This window comes from Pseudarthrobacter raffinosi (genome assembly GCF_023913835.1).
Lineage (GTDB): Bacteria > Actinomycetota > Actinomycetes > Actinomycetales > Micrococcaceae > Arthrobacter > Arthrobacter raffinosi.
In genome coordinates, this window is the sequence record NZ_JAMXBG010000002.1 from 77,454 (window position 1) to 99,466 (window position 22,013).

The window sequence follows — 22,013 nt, forward strand, 5'->3', positions numbered from 1 at the left end:
ACACGAGGCTCCGGCCCTTGTCCACCGTCGCCCGCCGATAGGCTGGCTGCATGACACACAAGGCGGCAATGTGGGGAGTGCGGACGGTAGCGCTGCTGATGGCCGGTGGACTGGCGGCCGGCTGCAGCGCGCCTGGTAACAGCGATTCGGCATGGACGGCGCAGCCGGAGACATCGGCCAGCCCAGGCGCCAGTACGACCTCAACCGCCGGCGCTACCGGTTCCCCGTCGTCGGGTCCTGTTGCCACAGCAGGTGCGTCGACGTCCGGAGCACCCGGCCCGGCCGCAACAGCTGCTGCCTGGAAGACCTTTACCGATCCGGCGAAGACCGTCAGCTTCGACCTGCCGGAGGAATGGATCGCCCAGTCCGTCACGCCCGAGGACGGGACATTGCCGGGTGCCCTGAAGATCGAGGTGAAAAAGCCGGACGGCACGGTGGTGGCCACACTGCGGACAGGAATGCCGTCGTCGTCGTCCGAGTGCCCCGAGACTGCCCGGAAACCGTACGTTGTGATCAGCAGCGTGCCGGTGGAGCTTCCCAGCCTGACGGGGGAAGGCACCATCGCCCCGCACGTGGTGTTCCGCGTCATCCAGGGCTACCGCTACTTCGGTTCCTACGGCATCACCAACATTGTGGGCGGGGCTGACGGCCAGGCCTGCGAACTGCGGAATGTGGTCCGTGGCCCGGCCGGAAAGGGGGACTACTCGTTCGGTGACCTCGGAGTCCTGAAGGCCTTCGCCCCGGATGAGAAGGTGGCCCCCGCGAAGGCGTTTGACACCCTGGGCCAGGCCGAAAAGTACGTGGACGAGAACTCGGAATTCGCGAACGTCCAACGGATGCTAATGTCTCTGGAGATCAAAAACTAGTCCTGCCCCTTGCCCCTCAACCCCGGGCCAGCGCGGAAAGTTCTGCCACTACCTCACACCCCGGAGATACATGGAACGCACCGTTTCAGCACGTATGGTTTTCAGGACCATCGCCGACACGAAGGCAGCCCTGGCCATCGCCGTAGCCAGGAATCCCGGCTATACCTCGTTTGATGAATCCCTGACTGTCACGGCCGACGGTCAGCCGGTTCCGTTGCAGGAACTCACGGACCATCATGGCGGCCGCCTGCACTACATGGAGCTGACTGAACCGGCCGAGGTCACCGTTGAGTACTCAGCGACGGTGGCCGGGCAGGCCGTTCCCGAAGAAGCCACCCTGGCTGAGCTCATCCGCTACGTGCGGCCAAGCCGCTACGCGGAGTCGGACCGGCTCCTGCCCACGGCATATGCCGAATTCGGCGGCTTGCACGGCGCCGAACTGCTCCAGGCCGTGCGGAGCTGGGTCTTCGGGGAATTGCGGTACATCAGCGGGTCCTCCAGGGGAACTGACGGCGCCGTGGAAACCCTCCTGCACCGCAGGGGGGTGTGCCGGGACTTCGCGCACCTGGCCATCGCCCTGCTGCGTTCCAAGGACGTCCCGGCCCGGCTCACCGCCGTGTACGCGCCGGGGCTGAGCCCCATGGATTTCCACGCGGTAGCCGAGGCACATGTCAATGGCGCCTGGCACGTCATCGACCCCACGGGGCTGGCCCCGCGGGAGTCGATGCTGCGAATCACCGCTGGCCGGGACTCCTCGGACACCGCATTCCTGTCCACAGTGGGCGGGCGCCTCACGCTGAACGAGCTGCGCGTCAGCGCTGTGGTCAACGGCCAGCTGCCTCCGGAAGATCCGGCCAAGCTGGTCATGCTGGGCTGAGATTCCCGCACGGCCCGGTTACTGGCGGGCAGTTACTTCCCGGCCAGATATTTCCCAGGCAGTTACTTTGCCGGCCGCGCTCCCACGGAATGCCGGAGTTTCTCGGTCAGTCGCTGGAGTTCCCTCTGCTCGGCAGCCGTCAGGGCCGGCCCCACCAGGCTGGAGATGTCCCGCACGTGCTCCCGGCCGATCTCCTTCTGGAGGGCGGCCCCTTCCTCGGTGAGCTTCAGCAGCACGCCGCGGCCGTCGTCGGGGGCAGCCATCCGGACCACGAGCCCGCGCTTCTCCAGCCTCTCAACCAGCCTGCTGAGGCTCGACTGGCTCAGCAGGACATGGTCATTGAGTTCATTGAGCCGGAGCCAGCCGGACGGACACCGGGACAGCGTGAACAGGACGTCGTACTCGTTGATGGCCACCTTTCGGAAGGCAGCTCCGGCCTGCAGCCTGCGCATGACGGCAACCTGCGCCCGGAACAGGGATTCCCAGGTTTCCGCCGCCAAGCGGATGGGTGATTCGTTTCCGTCGGCAGCCATCAGGCCTCCGAAGGGGCAGTCTCAGGCGCCGGTGCAGCCATCAGGGCGGCAACGCGGCCGGCATGCGTGGGCGGATCCGGCACGTGGGCGGGCTTGAGGGCAGCGTATTCCTTGCGGAGGACCGGGAGGACTTCCTCGCCGAACAGGTCAAGCTGCTCCAGCACTGTCTTCAGGGGCAGGCCTGCGTGGTCGATCAGGAACAGCTGGCGCTGGTAGTCGCCGAAGTACTCGCGGAACGTCAGGGTCTTTTCGATGACTTCCTGCGGGCTGCCCACGGTGAGCGGTGTCTGGGAGGTGAAGTCCTCCAGCGAAGGGCCGTGGCCGTAGACGGGCGCATTGTCGAAGTAGGGCCGGAATTCCTTCACGGCGTCCTGGGAGTTCTTCCGCATAAAGAACTGGCCGCCGAGGCCCACGATGGCTTGGTCCGCATTGCCGTGACCGTAGTGCTCGTAGCGCTCACGGTAGAGGCTGATCAGCTGCTGGTAGTGCTCCTTGGGCCAGAAGATGTTGTTCGCGAAGAAGCCGTCGCCGTAGTAGGCGGCCACTTCGGCGATCTGCGGCGTGCGGATGGAGCCGTGCCACACAAAGGGGGCCACGCCGTCGAGCGGTCGCGGGGTGGAGGTGAAGTTCTGCAGCGGCGTGCGGAACTTGCCGGACCAGTTCACCGTGTCCTCGTCCCACAGCCGGCGCAGCAGGCTGTAGTTCTCGATGGCCAGTTCCACGCCGTCCTGGATGTTCTTGCCGAACCACGGGTATACCGGAGCGGTGTTGCCGCGGCCCAGGACCAGATCTACGCGGCCGTCAGCCAGGTGCTGCAGCATGGCGAAGTCTTCGGCGATCTTGACCGGATCGTTGGTGGTGATCAGCGTGGTGGCAGTGGAGAGGGTGATCCGCTCGGTCTGCGCTGCGATGTACGCGAGCGTGGTGGTGGGCGAGGACGAGAAGAACGGGCGGTTGTGGTGCTCGCCGAGGGCGAAGACATCCATGCCGATTTCCTCGACTTTTTTGGCGATCGCCACGGCCGCCTTGATGCGTTCGTTCTCCGTGGGGGTCCGGCCGGTGGTGGGGTCAGTGGTGATGTCACTGACGCTGAATACGCCTATCTGCATGGTGTGCCTTCCGTTTCCTGGGCTTCTCTGAGCTTGCTTCTACTATACCCGATTTTCATGCGTTTGCATGTATCGACGGATATAACGCCTCGCCGGCGAGAATATTCCAGGTGTTACAGGGGGTCGCCCGGAGCGGCACGGCGGCCACTGACGCGGGGCACCATGCCGGTGGTCCAGTCGCGGAACTCGGCATCGACGTCGTCGGCTGCCGCAAATTCCGGGCGCTGCTGCATGGCACGGAGCAGTGCTTTTGTCTCCCGCCGTCCCTCCACGAGCCGGTACAGCACGGGAACCAGCACCAGGGTCAGCGTTGTGGAAGAAACCAGGCCGCCGATCACCACCACGGCCAGCGGCTGGGAAATGAAGCCGCCGCCCCCGGTCAGGCCAAGCGCCATGGGTGTCAGGGCGAAAACGGTGGCCAGCGCGGTCATCAGGATGGGGCGGAGCCGCTGCCTGGCGCCATGGGTGATTGCGTCCGCCACGCTCATCCCGCCGCGGCCGTCCCGTGGCTGCCTGTACTGGTTGATGAGGTCGATGAGCACAATGGCGTTGGTAACCACGATGCCCACAAGCATCAGCATGCCGATCAGCGACGGCAGGCCCAGCGGAACGCCCGTGGCCAGCAGCAGGGCCACGGCGCCGGTGGCGGCAAAGGGAACGGACACCAGAAGGATCAGGGGCTGGATCAGCGATTTGAAGGTGGCCACCATAATGACGTAGACAATCGCGATCGCGGCGAGGAGCGCCAGGCCCAGCTGCTGGAAGGACTCGGCCTGCTGGGTGGTGGCGCCGCCGAGTTCGGCGGTGACCCCTGCGGGGAGGCTGACCTCCGTGAGGCGCTTCTGCACCTCCGCGTTCACCGCACCGAGGTTGGAGCCCGATGGCGTGACTGACACTTTGGCGGTCCGCTGGCCGTTGCTGGCGGTAATGGAGACCGGCACGTCAACCTGTTCCACTGAGGCGATGCTGCCCAGGGTGACGGGGGCGCCGGATGCAGGGAGCGCGATGTTGCGCACGGCGTCAATGCTGGTGAACCGGGTGCCCTTGCCGATCTGGACCGGAAAGTCGTTGGTGTCGATCCGGACCGTGCCGGCGGGGATGGGGCTGATGGTGGCAGCCAGGACGCCGGCCACCTGTTCCTCGTTCAGTCCGGCCGCGGCGGTCTTGGCCCGGTCAACCTTGACCTGGACCACCGGCTGTCTGGCCGCGAGGTTGGTTGCCACCTCGCTGGTCGCCGGCACGCCGGTCATTGCTTCCACCATGGCCTCGCTGGCTGTGCGGAGGTCCTCGGACGTTGCCGCCTTGATGGTGATGTCCACCGTGGAGGACGTCCCGAAGCCACCCTGCTGCGTGCCGACGGTAATCTTCCCGGAACCGGCCACCTTGCCCACTTCGGTCCGGACGGTTTCCTGGAGCTTCGCCTGATTGGCCTTTTCATCCGTCACCACCGTGAACGTGGAGTTGGCGGCGCCGGAGGACGTCAGGGCGGCAAAACCTGCCTGCGCGTTTCCGGAGGTGAGCTGGACATTCCTGACACCCTCGATGCCGCGGAGGACGTCCTCGACCTTGATGGCGGCTGCGCTGGTGTCGGCCAGGCTTGTGCCCGCTGGCATCAGTTGGCGGACAGTCAGGCTGTTCTGGCCGGAATCGCCGAGGAGGTTGGTGGACAGCAGCGGCGTCATGGCGGCCGTGGCGCCGAGTACCAGCACGGCGGCGACGAGGGTCAGCACCGGGTGCTTCTGGGTCTTGCTGAGGACGGGCAGGTAGGCACGCTGCAGCCGGCTTTTCTGTTCGGCTTCCTGGGCCTGGGCACGGGCGGCGGCAGTAGCCCGGGCGGCAGCTTCGCGGGCAGCGGGCGAACCAGCGGCGGGAGAACCGGCGGGGGCGGAACCGGCGGGGCTTTTGAGGAACCAGTAGGCCAGGACCGGAACGATGGTCAGCGATACCAGCAGGGATGCCAGCAGCGCCATGGTGACTGTCAGGGCGAACGGCCGGAAGAGTTCGCCGGCGAGCTCGCTCACGAAGGCAATGGGCAGGAAGACCGCCACAGTGGTCAAGGTGGAGGCGGTGATTGCGCCGGCCACCTCCCGGATTGCGGTGAGGATCGCGGGGACTTTCTCCTCCCCGTAGCTGAGGTGGCGTTTGATGTTTTCGATCACCACAATCGAGTCGTCCACCACCCGGCCGATCGCAATGGTCAGCGCGCCCAGGGTCAGGATGTTCAGTGAATAGCCCGTCGCGGACAGGCCAATGAAGGTGATCAGCAGCGACAGCGGAATGGAGACCGCGGTAACAAGGGTGGAGCGGGCTGACATCAGGAAGACAAGGATGACGGCGACGGCGAAGCCCAGCCCGAGGAGGCCCTCGGTGGTGAGGTCCTTGATGGACTTCTCGATGAACGGGGCCTGGTCGAACACCGCCGTGAACTTTGCGTTGGACCCCAGCTCGGCCTCCAGGGCCGCCAACGAGTCGTTCACGGCGTGGGAGATTCCCACGGTGTCGCCGTCGGGCTTCTTGGTCACGGAGACGGCCAGTGTTTCCTGGCCGTTGGTCCGGGTGATGGAGGTCCGTTCGTCATCCTGCAGGCTAACGTCGGCTACCGTGCCGATGGTCGCGGCATCCTTGGCTCCGCCCACGGGTAGCGCCTTGATGGCGTCCAGGGAATCCACCGGGCTGCCGATCTGGAGGGATAGCGTCTTGCCCTGCTCCTGGATGGTCCCGGCCGGGATCAGCGCGCCGTTGTTGGAGAGGGCGTTCCGGATGGACTCGATCGTGGTGCCCTTGGCGGCCATCGCCTCGGGCCGGGGGAGGATCTCGATGTGCTGGGTGGCGCCGCCGGTCACGTCGGCTCCCCGGACGCCGTCGATCTTCTGGAGCCGGGGAACGGAGAGGCGTGCCAGGTCGGCGTTGAGTTCGCTGAGGGGCTTGTCCGAGGACACTGCCAGGAACACGATGGGGAAGTCGCTGATGCTGCCCGCGATGGCCTGCGGCTGCACGTCCTCCGGCAGGGAGCGTTTGGCGTTGGAGATGGCGCGGTCGATCTGGTTCCGGGCGCGGTCGAGGTTTGTCCCGTAGGTGAACACCATGGAGATCTGCGAGACGCCGTTGCGTGACGTCGAGGAGGTGGACTCCAGGCCTTCGACGCCGTTCAGGGCGGTTTCGAGCGGTGCGCTGACCTGCTTGTCCACCACTTCGGGCGAGGCGCCGGACATGGCGGAGAGGACGGTGATCTGCGGGAACTCAATGGAGGGGATGAGTTCCTGTTTCAGCGATGACATGGTGATCACGCCGAACACCGTCGCGAAGACGGTGATCAGCGCGATCAGCGCCCGGTTTGCCAATGAAAGTTGTGCCAGCCGGAACATCGCGGGTCTCTCCTGTGGGGTTGACGTACTCCTGCGGACCGGACCGGACCGTCCAGCCGGGCCTGAGGCCCGGACCGTCCAGCCCGGCCTGACGCCCGGCGGGCGGCCGGACGTCAGTGGTTGGCGGAAACGCTCTCCAGCTGCAGTGCCTTGGCCGTTGCCGTTTCGAGTTCGGCAGCAAGTTCCGGATTCTCATCCAGCTTCACGCCGTAGCCCGGCATCATGTCCTTGAGCTTGCCCTGCCAGCCCTTGAAGTTCTTCGGGAAGGACTTCTGCAGCAGTTCAATCATGATGGGCACCGCTGTGGACGCGCCGGGCGAGGCGCCCAGCAGCGCACCGATGGTGCCGTCACGGCCGGCGATGACTTCCGTGCCGAACTGCAGCACGCCGCCGCGCTTCGGGTCTTTTTTGATGATCTGCACACGCTGGCCGGCGGTGATCAGCTCCCAGTCGCCGTCCTTGGCTTCGGGGTAGTACTCGCGCAGCGCTTCCACCTTGTCCCCGTGGCGCTTGGCAACTTCCTTGACGAGGTACGCGGTGAGGTCCATGTTGTCCTTGGCGACTGCAAGCATCGGGATGATGTTGCTGGGCCGGATGGACAACGGCAGGTCAAGGTACGAGCCGTTCTTCAAGAAATTGGTGGAGAAGCCGGCATAGGGGCCGAACAGGAGGGAACGCTTCCCGTCGACGTACCGGGTGTCAAGGTGCGGGACCGACATGGGCGGCGCGCCCACCGAAGCTTGGCCATATACCTTGGCGCTGTGCTGGGCGGCAAGTTTCTCGTCGGTGCAGCGGAAGAACTGGCCGGACACGGGGAATCCGCCAAAGCCCTTGCTCTCCGGGATGCCGGAGGCCTGGAGGAGGTGCAGTGCGCCGCCGCCGGCGCCCACAAACACAAACTTGGCGTGGATCTTGCCGTGTTCCCCGGAAGCCGGGTGCTTGATCGAAAGGTCCCAGCCGCCGTCGGACGCCTTGGAGATGCCGCTGACGTCATGGCCGTAATTGATTTCGACGCCGTTGTTCCCGAGGTAGGTGGTGAGCTCACGGGTCAGTGCCCCGAAGTCGACGTCGGTCCCCTCGGTTGCCCGGGTGGCGGCGATACGCTGCTTCGCGTCGCGGCCCTTGACGATCAGCGGCGCCCATTTGGCGATCTGGGCCTGGTCCTCGGAGTACTCCATGCTGCGGAACAGCGTGTGGGGCTTGAGCGCTTCGTAGCGGGTCTTGAGGAATTTGGTGTTGTCCTCGCCGATGACAAAGCTCATGTGCGGGACGGTGTTGATGAAGCCCTTCGGCGAGCCGATCAGGGATTCTTCCACAAGATGGGACCAGAACTGGCGGGACAGCTGGAACTGTTCGTTGATGAGCAGGGCCTTGGCCGGGTTCACCGAGCCGTCTTTGGCTGCGGGGGAGTAGTTGAGCTCGCACAGGGCGGCATGGCCCGTTCCGGCGTTGTTCCAGGGGTCGGAGCTTTCCAGCCCGGGCTGATCCAGGCGTTCGAACAGGGAGATGGTCCAGTTCGGTTCAAGCTGCTTGATGAATGCCCCGAGCGTGGCGCTCATGATGCCGCCGCCAATCAGTACGACGTCGGCATGTTGGGTCTTGGATATGAAGGTCACAATCAGTCTCCGATAGCAGCGGCTCTGGCTGTCAAAGAATATCCCCGGGCGGCCCGCATACTGAAATTGGGCCGGGCCGTCAAGGCTTTAGCTGTACCTTTGTGAAAACTTCACTCAGTACCGGGGACGCCGGGTAGCTGCTGACGCGGTCCGAGAGTGCGAGCGCCGAGATGGGGAAGGCGATGGGAACTGCCGGCACGGTGGCCGCGATCTGGGCGTTGATGGTGTGGTACTGCTCGTCGCGTTCCTTGCCGGCAGGGAGGCCGCGGGCGCGGTTGATCTTGGAAAAGACCTGCGGGTCCTGGTAGCCGAATTCGCCGTTCTTTTCGCCGAACAGCGGGCCCACAAAGTTATCGGCATCGGCATACGCGCCATTCCAGCCGAGCAGGTGGAGCCCGTGGTCCCCGGGTGACTGCACTTTCTGGAGATAGCCTTCGGACCAGTCCACCGGGACAGGCTTAATGTTGAACCCGACGGCGGTCAGTTGCCTGCTGATTTCGGCGTAGATTTTCTCCGGCGTGGGCAGATACGGGCGGGTGGCGTTAAGCGGATAGTAGAACCTGAGCTCTTCCCCGGTGTAGCCGGCCTCGGTCAGATAGGCCTTGGCCTTGACAGGATCGTGGCCCAGTGCGGGAGCGTCATTATTGAAACCGCTGATCTTCGGAGGAACGAATTGTGAGGCCTTGGCGGTGTTGTCGATGAAGAACTTGCGGATCAGGGTTTCCTTATCGATGGCCAGCTCAATGGCCTGCCGCACTTTTTCGTTCTGCAGGACCGGAATTTCCTGGTTGATGCCCAGGTACATCACCGAGAAGGGATCACGCTGGACGATCTGCATGCCCCGCTTGACCAGCTGATCGAAGTTGCCCACCGTGACGGCGTCGTAGCCGTCGATCTTGCCGTCCAGGAGGGCCTGAAGCCGCGTCTGGGGGTGGTCGTACGTGACGAAATTAATGGTGGAGATCTGCCCGCGGTCACCCCAGTAGTTTTTGTGGCTGATGAGCCGGACTCTCGCCTCGTCCCAGGCGGCCAGGCTGAACGGTCCTGTGCCGACGGGGTTGGTGGCGAACCGGGAGACCGGGTTTCCGCCACGGGTCTGATCCAGGACATCCGCCGTGCCCGCCGTCAGGGCGGCCGGGGATGCGATGGCGAACGCCGGCAGGGTGAGCGCCTGGAGGAACGCAGTGAAGCGCTGGGTCAGGTCGATCCGGACAGTGTCAGCGGAAAGGGCCGTGCAGCTCTTGAAAATGGAGAGCGCAGCGTCCTCGGAATGTGCCTTGAACACGCTCTTGAACGAGCTTCCCGGCGCTTGCCGCCGCAGTTCCGCCGAGAAGGCGAACCAGCGGTTGAAATTGGCACACACGGCGTCGGCGTTGAAGGGCATGCCGTCCTGGAACGAGACGCCGCTGCGGAGTTTGAACGTGTACGAGCGGCCTTCGTTTTCTTCGGACCATTCCGTTGCCAGCAGCGGCGTGGGCTTGCCCGTGGTCTGGTCCACACCCACCAGGCCTTCGAGGATCTGCCGGGTGATCCGGTAGCTTTCCACATCGTTCGAGAGCGCGGGGTCCAGGCCGAGGGGCTGGGACGCCGTGCCGAACGTGAACGTTTCGGTGGGTTCAGCGCCGGCGGGCGCCGTCGAAGGAGACGTTGCCGAGGGCGAAGGCGGTGGGTTGCCGGTACAGGAGGTCAGGCCTAACGCCATAAAAACGGCGCCGGTCTTGATGACCGTTCGCCGCGAAGTACTTCTGGGCACTCGTCTATCACCTCTGGCTGCTTCCGGCCGGCGCCGCGGACTGCGGGCCAAGGACACAGTCTAGTTGACACACCCCGGTGCTCCCTGGACACACGCCAGAGGCCTGTTCCGGCTGCGGAACAGGCCTCTGGGCTTGAAAGCCGGACTACTTGGGCATCAGCACCGAGTCGATCAGGTAAACGGTGGCGTTCTTGGTCTGGACGCCGCCGCAGATCACGCTGGCGCCATCAACCATGAGGGCATCCTTGCTGCCGGTCACGGTGACCGATCCGCCCTGGACCGTGGCGTGTGTGCCGGCGATCTTGTCAGGGGTGATCTGGCCGGGGACCACGTGGTAGGTCAGGATCTTGCTCAGCAGGGCGTCGTCCGTCTTGAGCGTTTCGATGGTGGCGGCATCGATCTTGGCGAAGGCGTCATCCACCGGAGCGAAGACCGTGAATTCGCCGCCGTTAAGGGTGTCAACCAGGTCAACCTTCGGGTTCAGCTTGCCGGAGACAGCTGCCGTGAGGGTGGTCAGGATGGGGTTGTTGGATGCCGCGACCGCTACCGGGTCAAGGGCCATCCCGGCAACCGAGCCTGCCCCGGTGGGGACCTTCTCTGCGTAGCCGGCGCAGCCTGCGCCAACGAGGTTTGCGGCCGGATCCATGGCAGCAGCACTGGCGGACGGTGACGGGGCCATCTTCGTTGCTGACGGTGCGGCGGCCGGAGCGGAGGAGCTCGGGGTTGTGGTTGCTGTTCCACCGCAGGCGGTAAGGCTCAGCAGGGCTGCAGCTGCAACGCCTGCGACGGTGAAGGATGTGCGCTTGAATGACTGCATTTCGGTTCTCCTTGTTTGTGCCGATTCTTGCCTGCGGCAGACGTTGTGCCTGCCGCGTGGCCTTTTCCGACTGTTGGGCACCTGCCCTTGGCTGGTGTCTCAATGGGTATTCGGCCGGAGCACGGAAGCGGATGGGTGGATCGCCAAGAGTTTTTAATTGCGCGCCAAACCGGGGGAGAATGCCGTGGCTGGGACAGTTAAATGACAGAGATCCCGGGGCCTGTGGGCCCGGGATCTCTGTGTAAGTGTGCGCAAGGGGGGACTTGAACCCCCACGCCCGAAGGCACAGGAACCTAAATCCTGCGTGTCTGCCAATTTCACCACTCGCGCTTGGCAGTTGCCGCCGTTGTCTCAACCTTGGCCAGATGGCCTACGGATAAAAACGTACGACGGCGGATGCCAGTTTCCATTGTAGCCTCGGGCCGGCGGGGCTCCGGTCAGCCGGTTCCTGGCGCCCGTACCGGCGCCACTTCCCGCGTAATGCGTTACGCGTCCACTTTGAGGTCGCGCCGGAGTTTTGCGACGTGGCCGGTGGCCCGGACGTTGTACTGGGCAAGCGCCACTTTTCCATCGGGATCGATGACCACGGTGCTGCGGATCAGTCCCTCATAGGTCCGTCCGTAATTCTTCTTTTCGCCCCAGGCACCATAGGCTTCGGCCACGGCATGGTCCTCGTCCGAAAGCAACGGAAAGCTAAGGTCCTCGTTGGCGGCAAAGGCAGCAAGTTTGTCCACCGAATCGGGGGAGACGCCCAGGACCCGATAACCGGCCGACGTGAAGGATGCCAGGCTGTCGCGGAAATCGCAGGCCTGTTTCGTGCAGCCGGGGGTGGCGGCGGCTGGGTAGAAATACAGGATGGTGCTGCCGCTGTGGCCGGAAGCCAGGTTGACGTCTTTACCCGACGAATCCTTCAGGGTGAAGCCGGGCGCTACGTCGCCGGTCAAGAGTCTGTCAGCCACTGTTAATCTCCTCGTTGCAGGCGGAACACACCAGTTTAGTAAGCATCCAGGACCGGTGCTAACCAGCCTTAGCTATACTTGCTGGTATGCCTGACATGGATCGCTGGCCCACTGGGCGCCTATTGTCCACTGCGGCACGCCTCGTAGAACACTCCTGGAACGAAAAGCTAAGCGCCATCGGACTGACGCACGCCGGCGTGATCGCTATCGAAGTCCTCTCAGCGCAGGGGCCGATGACACAGGCCCAACTTGCCCAATATGTGCGCGTTCAGGCCCAGACCATGGGTAAAACCCTGAGCCGGTTGGAGTCCCACGGCCACATTGCCCGCGTCCGCAGCACCTCGGACCGCCGCAGCCAGGTAGTGTCCCTCACGGACAGCGGACGGGAAGCCGCAGCCGCAGCCGTTGAGATGGAACGCTCAGTGCTTGCCGCGGCAACTATTGACCCTGACGCCCTGCGGCAGGAGCTCCAGGCTGTGGTCAGGGAGCTGGCCAGCCAGTTCGCCTCGCCGTCAACCAGCGCCCTGGTGGACGGTGCCCCGCTCAGCTAGCAAACCCGGGAATCCGGTAAATCTGACTGGCACCATTACTGCAAAATTCCGCAGTGGTGGTGCCCTTTTTGGTTTGTGCCCTGAAACGTCCAGAAGTGGCGTCTTGGCCGCGTGATTTTGCAGCGGTTCAGGGCCCACTTCCAAGAGGTGCAATCGATGGTGGTTCGCCGAAGGAGGCCCGTCGGGACCCACCATGCACGTTCCGGACGTCTCAACTGAAGACCGGTGGCCTGGATATATCCCCGTCATTGGGTATAGGAGTGTCCATATCCTCTCGGCACCTATCAAGGCTTCAGGGGCTGCTTCAACATCACGACCGGCATCTGGCCGTAGGTCTCGCCGCGCGATGCCCTTATCATCTGACGTATGCGGAAACACTTGGTCGCCCTTGGGGTCGTGGCAATCCTCCTTGCCGGCTGCTCGGCCCCTTCAACTGATCCGGCAGTAACGACAGCGGCGCCGGCCGCCACATCAGCATCAGCTACGCCGACGCCGACTACGCCAACGACAGGCTCGGCCGCGACAGATCTGAACTGGGGCACGCCGACCGCTGGCGACGAGTTCAACTATACCGGCGCACCGGACGCCGCGAAGTGGTCCGTGTACAACAGTGTCGGGCACGCGGGGAATGGCATTCGGAGTCCCCAGCAGGTCACGGTAGACGGTTCCAAAATGGTCATGACTGGAACCCCGGACGGCACGACTGCTGGAATGAGCGCGAAGTTTGGACGCCAGAAGTACGGCAGGTGGGAGGCCCGCGCGGCGGGTTCGGGTGACAACGAGTACCGTATGGTGTTGCTCCTGTGGCCGGATAGTGGGATTTGGCCGTGTGAAGGCGAAGTTAATTATGCAGAGAAGACCGGTGATTGGAACGTCATCAAGTTCTTCTACCACTATGGATGTTCGAACTCGCAGACGTCGGCAGCCAAGGCTCTGGACATTTCACAGTTCCACAACTACGCGGTTGACTGGTCTCCGAATGGGATCGTCGGCTACGTCGATGGGGTGAAGTGGTTTGAGGACAACGACCCGACGCACCAGCCTCCCGGACCGATGCACCAGACGCTACAACTGGACTGGGAGCCAGACAGCACTGTTAACGGCGCCGGCGAGATGCGAGTGGATTGGGTTCGCGTCTATGCGGCTGGCGATCCAACTCCCGCTGCCCTGCGGCCGCCATCCGATGAGTCGTTTGAGTTCGCTGCCACCGGGGACATAAACCCTGCGGGTAACACGTCGTCCACGTCGCACAGTGGTAAAAATGCGGCTAGCATCATCGACGGTCTCAACGACGGTTCGCTGGACAACTTCCTTGCGCTGGGCGATTTCCAGTATGACAAGGGCACCTGTACCGAGCTCGAGGCTTACAACCAGTTGTGGGGTCCGGCTAAGGCCAAGACGTACTGGACCGCTGGCCCGAATCATGATGTTGAACCCGGCGAGAATGACGACGTTGACCGGTACATGGATGGGCAGTGCGTGTCCACGGTGAAGAGCGCGACCAGCTCCGATGTTGTACGGTTCCAAGACGCTCTTGAATGGTATTCGTTCGACAAGGGCAACTGGCACATTCTTGTCGCGCCTACGGCCACGTGGCGTTATAACGCTAAGCGGGCGCAGGCGATGACCTCGGAGATGGATGCCAACCTGAAAGCGGCGAAGGCCGCTGGAAAGCATTTGGCGGTTATCTACCATGATCCGTATTTCACCAGCAACACGTCGAGCCATACCCGCTTCTCTAAGGCGAAGCCGTGGATTGACGTGTTCTGGGCGAACCGCGTTCGTGTGCTGCTGTCCGGCTCACAGCACAATTATGAGCGGACCTGCCCGATTAACAACGAGGACCAGTGCGTTGCGGACGGGATGCAACAATTTCAGGTGTCCACTGGTGGAATCGGCCTCCGGGCGTTCACCAGCAGCCCCTCTTATGTGCAGCGGAAGTTTAGCGACACATGGGGTCACCTACGGATGAGCCTCAAGGCTGACGGCTCTTATACGTGGGAGTTCCGTCCCGTTTCTGGCGGAATGCAGACTGACAGCGGGTCTCGAAGCCATGGCTAATTCCTCGGTTCCGATCACCGCCGGTTCGGGCACTAACATTTGATACCGTCACCATGCCCGGTGGCGGACACAGGCAGGTTGTCGTGCTGGGCAATCACGGTGAGCATGAGGGACGTACCGCCACATTCCGCACCCTAGCGTTCCATAGATTCTCCCAGCTCTGTCACGGAGCTGAATGCCCCGCGTTTGAGGCACTGGCGGGTGATGATCCCGAAGAAGATCTCCACCATGTTCAGCCGGGAACAGCTGGTCGGGGTGATAGCTGTCGCAGATAACATGCAGTTCAACCCGGGGTGGGCGTCGGCGTCCCGGCCCAGGAAATCGACGAACTCGATGCTGGTGTGCTTTGGATAGAAGGCGTTCGCGCTGAGTTTGCCCGTGAGGACCTCCGCGTTGAGGTCGGCGTCCCATTCGGCGGCGATCTCCGGATAAAGCACGTCCAAGCGGTTAGTGACTGAAAGCTCTCTCGTCCAGCACAGAAGGGCAGGCGCTTCTCGAGGATTTGAACACTGCCTCGGCCTTCGCCTTGTAAGTGTGGTCGGGGCCGGCAGGACACCGCCTGAGGTAGCCAAAGGTGGTTGGATTCGGAGTCTCGCGGCAGTCGGCTGTGATGTCGGCGTGTCCCAGCTCTTTCCCCGGAGCAGCAGGGAATAAATAGCCCGCAAATACCCCACAGCGATCGAGGGGCAAAAAGGAAACCCCGTCTTCACGGCTTGTGGCCAGTGAAGACGGGGTTTCTTTGGTGCACCCCCCGGGACTTGAACCCGGAACCCATTGATTAAGAGTCAATTGCTCTGCCAATTGAGCTAGAGGTGCATCTCCTATGTGGTGACCTACCGGGCTTTTTCTTTCCCGGTTGATCTCCGCAACGACATGAAACTCTACACGAACTTCCGACCCATGTGAAATCGAGGCCCCAATGCTCCCCAGGTTCAGCCGGGAGGGGCCAGAACCAGCACAAAATCAGGGTTTTTGTTGTTGGTGAGCAGCCAGAAGCCGCCGTCGGGAGTCCGGATGACGTCCCGGATCCTGCCGTATTCGCGTGTGAAATAGGCCACAGGAGCGCTTGCCTCCTCGCCGGACAAGGACACCGTCCAGAGGCGTTGGCCGCGCAGGGCGCCGAGGTAGGCCGTCGACCCGGCAATTTCCAGGCCGCTGGGTGAGGAGTCCGCCGTCGAAGGCCACACCACCTTCGCGTCGCGGTACGCCTCCCGGTGAGGTGCGCCGGTTACTGCGGGCCAGCCGTAGTTGGCTCCCGGCTCGATGAGGTTGAGCTCGTCGTTGACGTCCGGGCCGAACTCGCTGGACCAGAGCCGGCCGGCGCTGTCCCACGCCAGTCCTTGGACGTTTCGGTGCCCCAAGCTGTACACGGCATTGCCGAAAGGGTTGCCAGGTGCGGGGTCACCCTCCGGAGTCAGCCGCAGGATCTTCCCGCCCAGAGCGTTGCGGTCCTGTGGCTGTTCGCGGCGCTGGGAGTCGCCTGTGCCCACGTACAGGAACCCGTCCGGGCCGAAGCGGATCCGGCCGCCATTGTGGGTTGATGCCTTGGGGATTCCGGAAAAGACCACCTCGGGGTCGCCAAGGTCCAGGGATCCGTCAGGCTGTTCCGTCAGCTTCAGCCGGGCGATGCGGTTGTCCTGTGCCGAGGTGAAGTACAGGTAAAGGTAGTTGTCGGACGGAAAGCCGGGGGAGAGGGCTAGTCCCAGCAAGCCTCCCTCACCGCCAGGAGCCACGCCGGGGACCTGGCCGATGGTGGTCGCCCTGCCATCACGGACAGCTTTCAGCAGCGCAGAGTCACGCTCGGAGACGACGGCGGTTCCGTTCGGCAGGAATACCGCGGCCCAGGGAATGTCGAGCTGGAGATCGAGCCGTGCCACAACCTCCGGTGGCGTGGCGTTACCCGGGCCGGCCCCGGTCCCGGTTCCTGTGATATTGCCGGTGGGGGCATCGTTGGCGTCCCCCGTGCAGCCCGACAGCAGCACGGCCAGGCACACTGCGAAGGCGCCCGCAGTGGGCTTGGCCGCCGCGAAGGCCCGAAAGTGCGTCTGCGTCCGGTCAGATACGCGTCCGCCGGGGGGCGCGGAAGCCGGCAGCTTCCGCATGGGCCGCCGACTCAAACCAGACGTCGGCTTTCGTCTGCACATAGTCCGGATGCCCCTCCTCGTAATAGACCATTGTTCCGGCGTCGGCCTTGACCTCGAAATCCGCCGGACCGCTTCCATCCGGGCCGGGCGACGCGGAACCTGCGCCGTAGGGCTGGTCCGCGGCCAGATGCCCGGTCGGTTCCGGTGCAGCTTCGTAGTCCGCCACGGCTGCCGGCTCCATGGTCCGGGCTTCAGCGGCCTCTGGTGATACTGCGGTGTCTGTGGCTACTGCGGCCTCCATGGATCCTGCAGCCTGCATGGGAGCGGCGCTTGCCGCGTGCGGGGCTGAATCGGCGGCGGCCACTTCGGGTTGCGTATCAGCGGCTTCGGCTTCCGCAGCGGCCGTTTCTGCGCCGGGCAGCGTGGGCGCATGGGGCTCCGTGTATTCCGGGTGATGCACAAATCCAGCGCCCTGGGCCGGTGGTGCTTCGGACGTTGGGGTGTCGGCAATTACGGTGGACGCTTCGCCTGCCGGCCGGTGGCTGGCGGCGGGTTGGGCTGGTGCGCTTGCCTCTGACCACTGGGTTTCCCACTCGGCTTCGTCTGCCTGCCGGCTCACACTCTCCTTGCTGCCAGGTTCCTGGGCTGCTAGCGACTCCGGGCGAGCCGGCTCCTCTTGCCCAGCCAGCTGCCCAGGTCGGCCGGGTTCCCCAGAGCCAGCCGACTCGGGGGATGACAGTTCTTCGGCGGACGGGCGTTCCCGTGCATCGGCTGCAGCGGTTTCTGCGGGACCAGAAGTGTCTGTGGCGCCAGCGGTATCTGCGGCACCAGCAGTAACAGTGGAACCGACAACGTCGGGGTCAACACCGGCGTCCTGCCCGACGATGGTGTCCTTTTCCAAGCTGGGTTCTCCAAGGCCGGCCTTGTGCCCACCCCCGGCTTCCTGGGGTTCTGCCGTGCTGGACCGCACGGGCGCCTCGTCCGCCGTCGTCGGTGGTGTCGGCTCAGCAGCGCCGAAGCCCGCAGCACTGGGGATGCCCGCCGTGCCTGCGGCTTCCGCCGAGGCAGCTGCGCTTCCGCCGGAGAGTCCGCCGTCCGTCCGGATGGGCGTGGAGTCACCGGTGCTCGAGGAGCTGCTGCGGTTCAGCAGCCACCACACAACGCCCACGATCAGCACAATGAGGATAATCCAGAAGACAAAATCCATAGCAGGGCCCTTCAGTCCGGATGGCACGGTTGCCGTTCCCTGACGGTACGTCGGTGCGAACGGGGCTGTCTAGGTTCCGGCAGGCCCGTAAGGGTCCGTCTCAGAATTTGAGACGAGCGTCCACTGTTGGATCGAAATATTCCTGAAAATGGGCCAAACGTGCTGTTCGGGTCGTTGGCGTCCCGATCGGAGTCATAGACTTTGACCCATGAGTGAGGACACCCAAACAGCAACCGAGAACAAGATCGACATCAAGCCCCGAAGCCGGGTCGTCACCGACGGGATCCATGCCGCCCCCGCGCGCGGTATGTTCCGCGCAGTCGGCATGGGCGACGACGACTTCGCGAAGCCCCAGATCGGCGTTGCGAGTTCCTGGAATGAAATCACTCCCTGCAACCTGTCCCTGAACCGGCTGGCCCAGGGCGCCAAGGAAGGCGTCCACGCAGGCGGCGGTTTCCCGATGCAGTTCGGCACCATCTCCGTCTCCGACGGCATCTCCATGGGCCACGAAGGCATGCACTTCTCCCTGGTCTCCCGCGAAGTCATCGCCGATTCCGTCGAAACCGTCATGCAGGCCGAGCGCATCGACGGCTCGGTCCTCCTGGCCGGCTGCGACAAGTCCCTCCCCGGCATGCTCATGGCAGCCGCCCGCCTGGACCTGGCCAGCGTCTTCGTCTATGCCGGCTCCATCATGCCGGGCTGGGTCAAGCTGGAGGACGGCTCCGAAAAGGAAGTCACCCTCATCGACGCCTTCGAAGCCGTCGGCGCCTGCGCCGCCGGCAAGATGAGCCTCGGCGACCTTGACCGCATCGAGCGCGCCATCTGCCCCGGCGAAGGCGCCTGCGGCGGCATGTACACCGCCAACACCATGGCCTGCGTCGGCGAGGCACTGGGCATGTCGCTGCCCGGCTCGGCCGCCCCGCCCTCGGCAGACCGCCGTCGTGATGAATTTGCGCGCAAGTCCGGCGAGGCAGTGGTCAACCTGCTCCGCCTTGGCATCACCGCCCGGGACATCATGACCAAAAAGGCGTTCGAAAACGCCATCGCCGTCACCATGGCATTCGGCGGCTCCACCAACGCCGTCCTGCACCTCCTGGCCATCGCCCGCGAAGCTGAAGTCGAGCTGAACCTGGAGGACTTCAACCGCATCGGCGACAAGATCCCGCACCTGGGCGACCTGAAGCCGTTCGGCCGCTACGTCATGACCGACGTCGACAAGATCGGCGGCGTGCCGGTCATCATGCGTGCACTGCTCGACGCCGGCCTGCTGCACGGTGACTGCCTCACCGTCACCGGCAAGACCGTGGCCGAAAACCTGGCGGCCATCAACCCGCCGGACCTGGACGGCAAGATCCTCCGTGCGCTGGACAACCCGATCCACAAGACCGGCGGCATCACCATCCTGCACGGCTCCATGGCGCCCGAAGGTGCCGTGGTCAAGAGCGCAGGGTTCGACGCCGACGTCTTCGAGGGCACCGCCCGGGTGTTCGAGCGCGAACAGGGCGCACTGGATGCGCTGGACAACGGCGCCATCCACAAGGGCGACGTTGTGGTCATCCGCTACGAAGGTCCCAAGGGCGGCCCCGGCATGCGGGAAATGCTCGCCATCACCGGCGCCATCAAGGGTGCGGGCCTCGGCAAGGACGTGCTGCTGCTGACCGACGGACGCTTCTCCGGCGGCACCACCGGCCTCTGCATCGGCCACGTTGCACCGGAAGCTGTCGATGGCGGCCCCATCGCCTTCGTCAAGGACGGGGACCGGATCCGCGTCGACATCGCAGCACGCAGCTTCGACCTGCTGGTTGATGAGGCCGAGCTCGAATCCCGCAAGATCGGCTGGGAGCCCCTCCCTGCCAAGTTCACCAAGGGCGTGCTCGCCAAATATGCCAAGCTGGTCCACAGCGCCTCCACCGGCGCATACTGCGGGTAGCACGATTTCGTTCCTCAACCTCGGCTGCTGGTTGAGCCCAACTAGGTAGCAGTAACTGTCGTTATGAGCGCTCATAACGACAGTTACTGCGACCCAGTTGGGGAACGTGGCCAACCAGTGGACAATGAAGTCCACACTGTGAGATGCGCACAGTCCTCGTTGACATGTATCTCACACAGAGGGAAAACTGAACGCATGATCGCATTCGTTACCAGCTGCGCCGCTGCAGATGCAGCCGTCGTCCTTACCAAGCGCGTGGCTCACTAGCCCGACTGGTAACGAACCGTCACGCGCAACCCCTCGAAAAGCCGCCAGGCTGAGGGGTTTTTTTATTTCCGCATTTCCGAGTACACAGATGATCCACAAGGAAGAGTCCGATGAGCAAAGGATCGCCGATCAGCCCCTCGCTGATGGCTACTAAGTCCGCTGGAGCCCCCAAGGCTCCGGAACGCGCCGACCGAACGGCTGACCAGGCCGCCGTCGTCGCTGATCTTGCCGCTGTCTCTCCTGTCCTTGGGCCGAACAACGTTGTACCCCCAACGGTGATGACCGGCTCGCAAGCTATTGTCCGATCGCTCGAAGAACTCGGCGTCGACGATATTTTTGGTTTGCCTGGTGGCGCTATCCTGCCTACCTATGACCCCTTGATGGCCTCCAGCATGAATCACGTACTGGTCCGTCACGAACAGGGAGCCGGCCACGCCGCGCAAGGCTATGCCATGGTTACCGGCCGGGTGGGCGTCTGTATCGTCACCTCGGGCCCCGGTGCCACCAACCTCGTTACCCCGATCATGGATGCCCACATGGATTCCGTGCCGCTGGTGGCCATCACCGGCCAGGTCTCCAGCGGTGTGATCGGCACCGATGCTTTCCAGGAAGCCGACATTGTTGGCATCACCATGCCGATCACCAAGCATTCGTTCCTGGTGACCGACCCCAACGACATCCCGCACGTTATGGCGGAGGCCTTCCACCTGGCCTCGTCCGGACGTCCGGGACCCGTCCTGGTGGACATCGCCAAAGACGCCCAGCAGGGTCAGATGACCTTCTCCTGGCCGCCGAAGATCGACCTCCCCGGCTACCGCCCGGTGACGCGCGGCCATAACAAGCAGGTCCGCGAAGCTGCCAAGCTGATCGCCTCGGCCACCAAACCCGTGCTCTACGTGGGCGGCGGTGTGGTGAAGGCACACGCTGCCGCGGAACTCCGCGAACTGGCGGAACTCACGGGTGCGCCCGTTGTCACTACCCTGATGGCACGCGGTGTGTTCCCCGATTCGCACCCGCAGCACGTGGGCATGCCGGGCATGCATGGCACGGTTTCCGCGGTCACGGCGCTGCAGCAGTCCGATCTGCTCATCACGCTCGGCGCCCGCTTCGATGACCGGGTGACGGGCATCCTGAAGTCCTTCGCCCCGAACGCCAAGGTGATCCACGCGGATATTGATCCCGCCGAGATCTCCAAGAACCGTACCGCCGACGTGCCGATCGTGGGATCCGTCAAGGAAATCATCCCCGAGCTCACCGAGGCTGTACGCTCCCAGTTCGAATCCGCCGGCACGCCGGACCTCACCACCTGGTGGGCGTTCCTTAACAACCTTAAGGAAACCTACCCGCTGGGCTGGACCGAGCCGGAGGACGGGCTCAGCGCCCCGCAGCGCGTCATCGAACGCATCGGCGCGCTGACCGGCCCCGAAGGCATCTACGTTGCCGGCGTTGGCCAGCACCAGATGTGGGCGGCACAGTTCATCAAGTACGAGCGCCCGCACGCCTGGCTGAACTCAGGCGGCGCCGGCACCATGGGCTATGCCGTACCGGCTGCCATGGGCGCCAAAGTGGGGGAGCCGGACCGTGTGGTCTGGGCCATCGACGGCGACGGCTGCTTCCAGATGACCAACCAGGAACTGGCCACCTGCGCCATCAACAAGATCCCAATCAAGGTTGCCATCATCAACAACTCCTCGCTGGGCATGGTCCGGCAGTGGCAGACCCTGTTCTACGAGGGGCGCTACTCCAACACGGACCTCAACACCGGCCACGAATCCGTCCGCATCCCTGACTTCGTCAAGCTGGGGGAGGCCTACGGCTGTGCCTCCTTCCGCTGCGAGCGGGACGAGGATATTGATGCCACCATCCAGAAGGCCCTCGAAATCAATGACCGCCCCGTGGTTATCGACTTCGTCGTGAGCCCCGACTCCATGGTGTGGCCGATGGTGCCCGCCGGCGTGAGCAACGACCAGATCCAGGTTGCCCGCAACATGACCCCGGAATGGGAAGAGGAGGACTGA

Annotated in this window: 16 protein-coding genes and 2 tRNA genes; 6 read left to right on the forward strand and 12 right to left on the reverse strand. The window is 64.0% G+C overall.

Features of this window, described 5'->3' with window-relative positions:
• Window positions 1-50 precede the first annotated feature (50 nt).
• Together NG697_RS02160 and NG697_RS02165 are read left to right on the forward strand one after the other, a co-directional pair.
• Window positions 51-866 (forward strand): hypothetical protein, encoded by an 816-nt coding sequence (locus NG697_RS02160; RefSeq protein ID WP_252613480.1) that lies wholly within the window; start codon window positions 51-53, stop codon window positions 864-866.
• Window positions 867-936: 70 nt separating this feature from the next.
• Window positions 937-1,743, forward strand: coding sequence for a transglutaminase-like domain-containing protein (locus NG697_RS02165; RefSeq protein WP_252601492.1), 807 nt, complete (start codon window positions 937-939; stop codon window positions 1,741-1,743).
• Window positions 1,744-1,805: 62 nt separating this feature from the next.
• On the opposite strand, the gene NG697_RS02170 is transcribed toward NG697_RS02165, so the two are convergent.
• The 8 genes from NG697_RS02170 to bcp all read right to left on the reverse strand — a co-directional run bounded on the left by NG697_RS02170 (window position 1,806) and on the right by bcp (window position 11,895).
• Window positions 1,806-2,276, reverse strand: a complete 471-nt coding sequence (locus NG697_RS02170; RefSeq protein WP_252601489.1) for a MarR family winged helix-turn-helix transcriptional regulator — start codon at window positions 2,274-2,276, stop codon at window positions 1,806-1,808.
• Window positions 2,276-3,385, reverse strand: a complete 1,110-nt coding sequence (locus NG697_RS02175) for an LLM class flavin-dependent oxidoreductase (protein WP_252601486.1) — start codon at window positions 3,383-3,385, stop codon at window positions 2,276-2,278. Before NG697_RS02175 ends, NG697_RS02170 begins: the two co-directional genes overlap by 1 nt.
• Before the next feature lie 113 nt (window positions 3,386-3,498).
• Window positions 3,499-6,750 carry an efflux RND transporter permease subunit gene (locus NG697_RS02180; RefSeq protein WP_252609905.1) on the reverse strand — a complete coding sequence of 1,084 codons (3,252 nt, stop codon included), beginning with the start codon at window positions 6,748-6,750 and terminating at the stop codon, window positions 3,499-3,501.
• A gap of 113 nt (window positions 6,751-6,863) precedes the next feature.
• A complete protein-coding gene (locus tag NG697_RS02185; RefSeq protein WP_252601482.1) occupies window positions 6,864-8,366 on the reverse strand; it encodes a malate:quinone oxidoreductase in 1,503 nt (500 codons plus the stop codon).
• A 79-nt stretch (window positions 8,367-8,445) separates the two neighbouring features.
• Window positions 8,446-10,068 (reverse strand): ABC transporter substrate-binding protein, encoded by a 1,623-nt coding sequence (locus tag NG697_RS02190; protein ID WP_252613639.1) that lies wholly within the window; start codon window positions 10,066-10,068, stop codon window positions 8,446-8,448.
• 196 nt (window positions 10,069-10,264) lie between these two features.
• The gene (locus NG697_RS02195; protein WP_141140923.1) at window positions 10,265-10,936 is read right to left on the reverse strand and encodes a fasciclin domain-containing protein; all 672 of its coding nucleotides are present in this window, start codon (window positions 10,934-10,936) and stop codon (window positions 10,265-10,267) included.
• Window positions 10,937-11,184: 248 nt separating this feature from the next.
• Window positions 11,185-11,266: transfer RNA gene (locus NG697_RS02200), tRNA-Leu, on the reverse strand.
• Window positions 11,267-11,421: 155 nt separating this feature from the next.
• Window positions 11,422-11,895, reverse strand: coding sequence for a thioredoxin-dependent thiol peroxidase (gene bcp / locus NG697_RS02205; RefSeq protein ID WP_252601475.1), 474 nt, complete (start codon window positions 11,893-11,895; stop codon window positions 11,422-11,424).
• Between the two features lie 95 nt (window positions 11,896-11,990).
• Here bcp and NG697_RS02210 point away from each other — a divergent pair, with 95 nt between their 5' ends.
• Both NG697_RS02210 and NG697_RS02215 read left to right on the forward strand, forming a co-directional pair.
• A complete protein-coding gene (locus tag NG697_RS02210) occupies window positions 11,991-12,446 on the forward strand; it encodes a MarR family winged helix-turn-helix transcriptional regulator (RefSeq protein ID WP_252601520.1) in 456 nt (151 codons plus the stop codon).
• Between the two features lie 396 nt (window positions 12,447-12,842).
• Entirely contained in the window at window positions 12,843-14,507 is a 1,665-nt protein-coding gene (locus NG697_RS02215; RefSeq protein ID WP_252613482.1) for a family 16 glycosylhydrolase, read from the forward strand.
• Between the two features lie 134 nt (window positions 14,508-14,641).
• Here NG697_RS02215 and NG697_RS02220 read toward each other — a convergent pair whose 3' ends face one another.
• The 4 genes from NG697_RS02220 to NG697_RS02235 form a co-directional block, all read right to left on the reverse strand.
• Window positions 14,642-14,950: a hypothetical protein gene (locus NG697_RS02220; RefSeq protein WP_252601469.1), complete on the reverse strand. Its 309-nt coding sequence runs from the start codon at window positions 14,948-14,950 to the stop codon at window positions 14,642-14,644.
• A 297-nt stretch (window positions 14,951-15,247) separates the two neighbouring features.
• Window positions 15,248-15,323 (reverse strand) — tRNA-Lys (locus tag NG697_RS02225).
• 116 nt (window positions 15,324-15,439) lie between these two features.
• Window positions 15,440-16,609 carry a PQQ-dependent sugar dehydrogenase gene (locus NG697_RS02230; protein ID WP_252613488.1) on the reverse strand — a complete coding sequence of 390 codons (1,170 nt, stop codon included), beginning with the start codon at window positions 16,607-16,609 and terminating at the stop codon, window positions 15,440-15,442.
• The gene (locus tag NG697_RS02235) at window positions 16,563-17,798 is read right to left on the reverse strand and encodes a sunset domain-containing protein (protein WP_252609919.1); all 1,236 of its coding nucleotides are present in this window, start codon (window positions 17,796-17,798) and stop codon (window positions 16,563-16,565) included. Before NG697_RS02235 ends, NG697_RS02230 begins: the two co-directional genes overlap by 47 nt.
• 208 nt (window positions 17,799-18,006) lie before the next feature.
• On the opposite strand from NG697_RS02235, the gene ilvD reads away from it, so the two are divergent.
• Window positions 18,007-19,728 (forward strand): dihydroxy-acid dehydratase, encoded by a 1,722-nt coding sequence (gene ilvD, locus NG697_RS02240; RefSeq protein ID WP_252613490.1) that lies wholly within the window; start codon window positions 18,007-18,009, stop codon window positions 19,726-19,728.
• A 377-nt stretch (window positions 19,729-20,105) separates the two neighbouring features.
• Entirely contained in the window at window positions 20,106-22,013 is a 1,908-nt protein-coding gene (locus NG697_RS02245; RefSeq protein ID WP_252601457.1) for an acetolactate synthase large subunit, read from the forward strand.

Excerpts from the sequence above, each read along its gene's own strand:
- NG697_RS02170 (WP_252601489.1), bottom strand. The coding sequence starts at position 2,276 with ATGGCTGCCGACGGAAACGAATCACCCATCCGCTTGGCGGCGGAAACC.
- NG697_RS02175 (WP_252601486.1), bottom strand. The coding sequence starts at position 3,385 with ATGCAGATAGGCGTATTCAGCGTCAGTGACATCACCACTGACCCCACC.
- NG697_RS02180 (WP_252609905.1), bottom strand. The coding sequence starts at position 6,750 with ATGTTCCGGCTGGCACAACTTTCATTGGCAAACCGGGCGCTGATCGCG.
- ilvD (WP_252613490.1), top strand. The coding sequence starts at position 18,007 with ATGAGTGAGGACACCCAAACAGCAACCGAGAACAAGATCGACATCAAG.
- NG697_RS02160 (WP_252613480.1), top strand. The coding sequence starts at position 51 with ATGACACACAAGGCGGCAATGTGGGGAGTGCGGACGGTAGCGCTGCTG.
- NG697_RS02210 (WP_252601520.1), top strand. The coding sequence starts at position 11,991 with ATGGATCGCTGGCCCACTGGGCGCCTATTGTCCACTGCGGCACGCCTC.
- NG697_RS02235 (WP_252609919.1), bottom strand. The coding sequence starts at position 17,798 with ATGGATTTTGTCTTCTGGATTATCCTCATTGTGCTGATCGTGGGCGTT.
- NG697_RS02165 (WP_252601492.1), top strand. The coding sequence starts at position 937 with ATGGAACGCACCGTTTCAGCACGTATGGTTTTCAGGACCATCGCCGAC.
- NG697_RS02190 (WP_252613639.1), bottom strand. The coding sequence starts at position 10,068 with ATGGCGTTAGGCCTGACCTCCTGTACCGGCAACCCACCGCCTTCGCCC.
- NG697_RS02195 (WP_141140923.1), bottom strand. The coding sequence starts at position 10,936 with ATGCAGTCATTCAAGCGCACATCCTTCACCGTCGCAGGCGTTGCAGCT.
- NG697_RS02245 (WP_252601457.1), top strand. The coding sequence starts at position 20,106 with ATGAGCAAAGGATCGCCGATCAGCCCCTCGCTGATGGCTACTAAGTCC.
- NG697_RS02230 (WP_252613488.1), bottom strand. The coding sequence starts at position 16,609 with ATGCGGAAGCTGCCGGCTTCCGCGCCCCCCGGCGGACGCGTATCTGAC.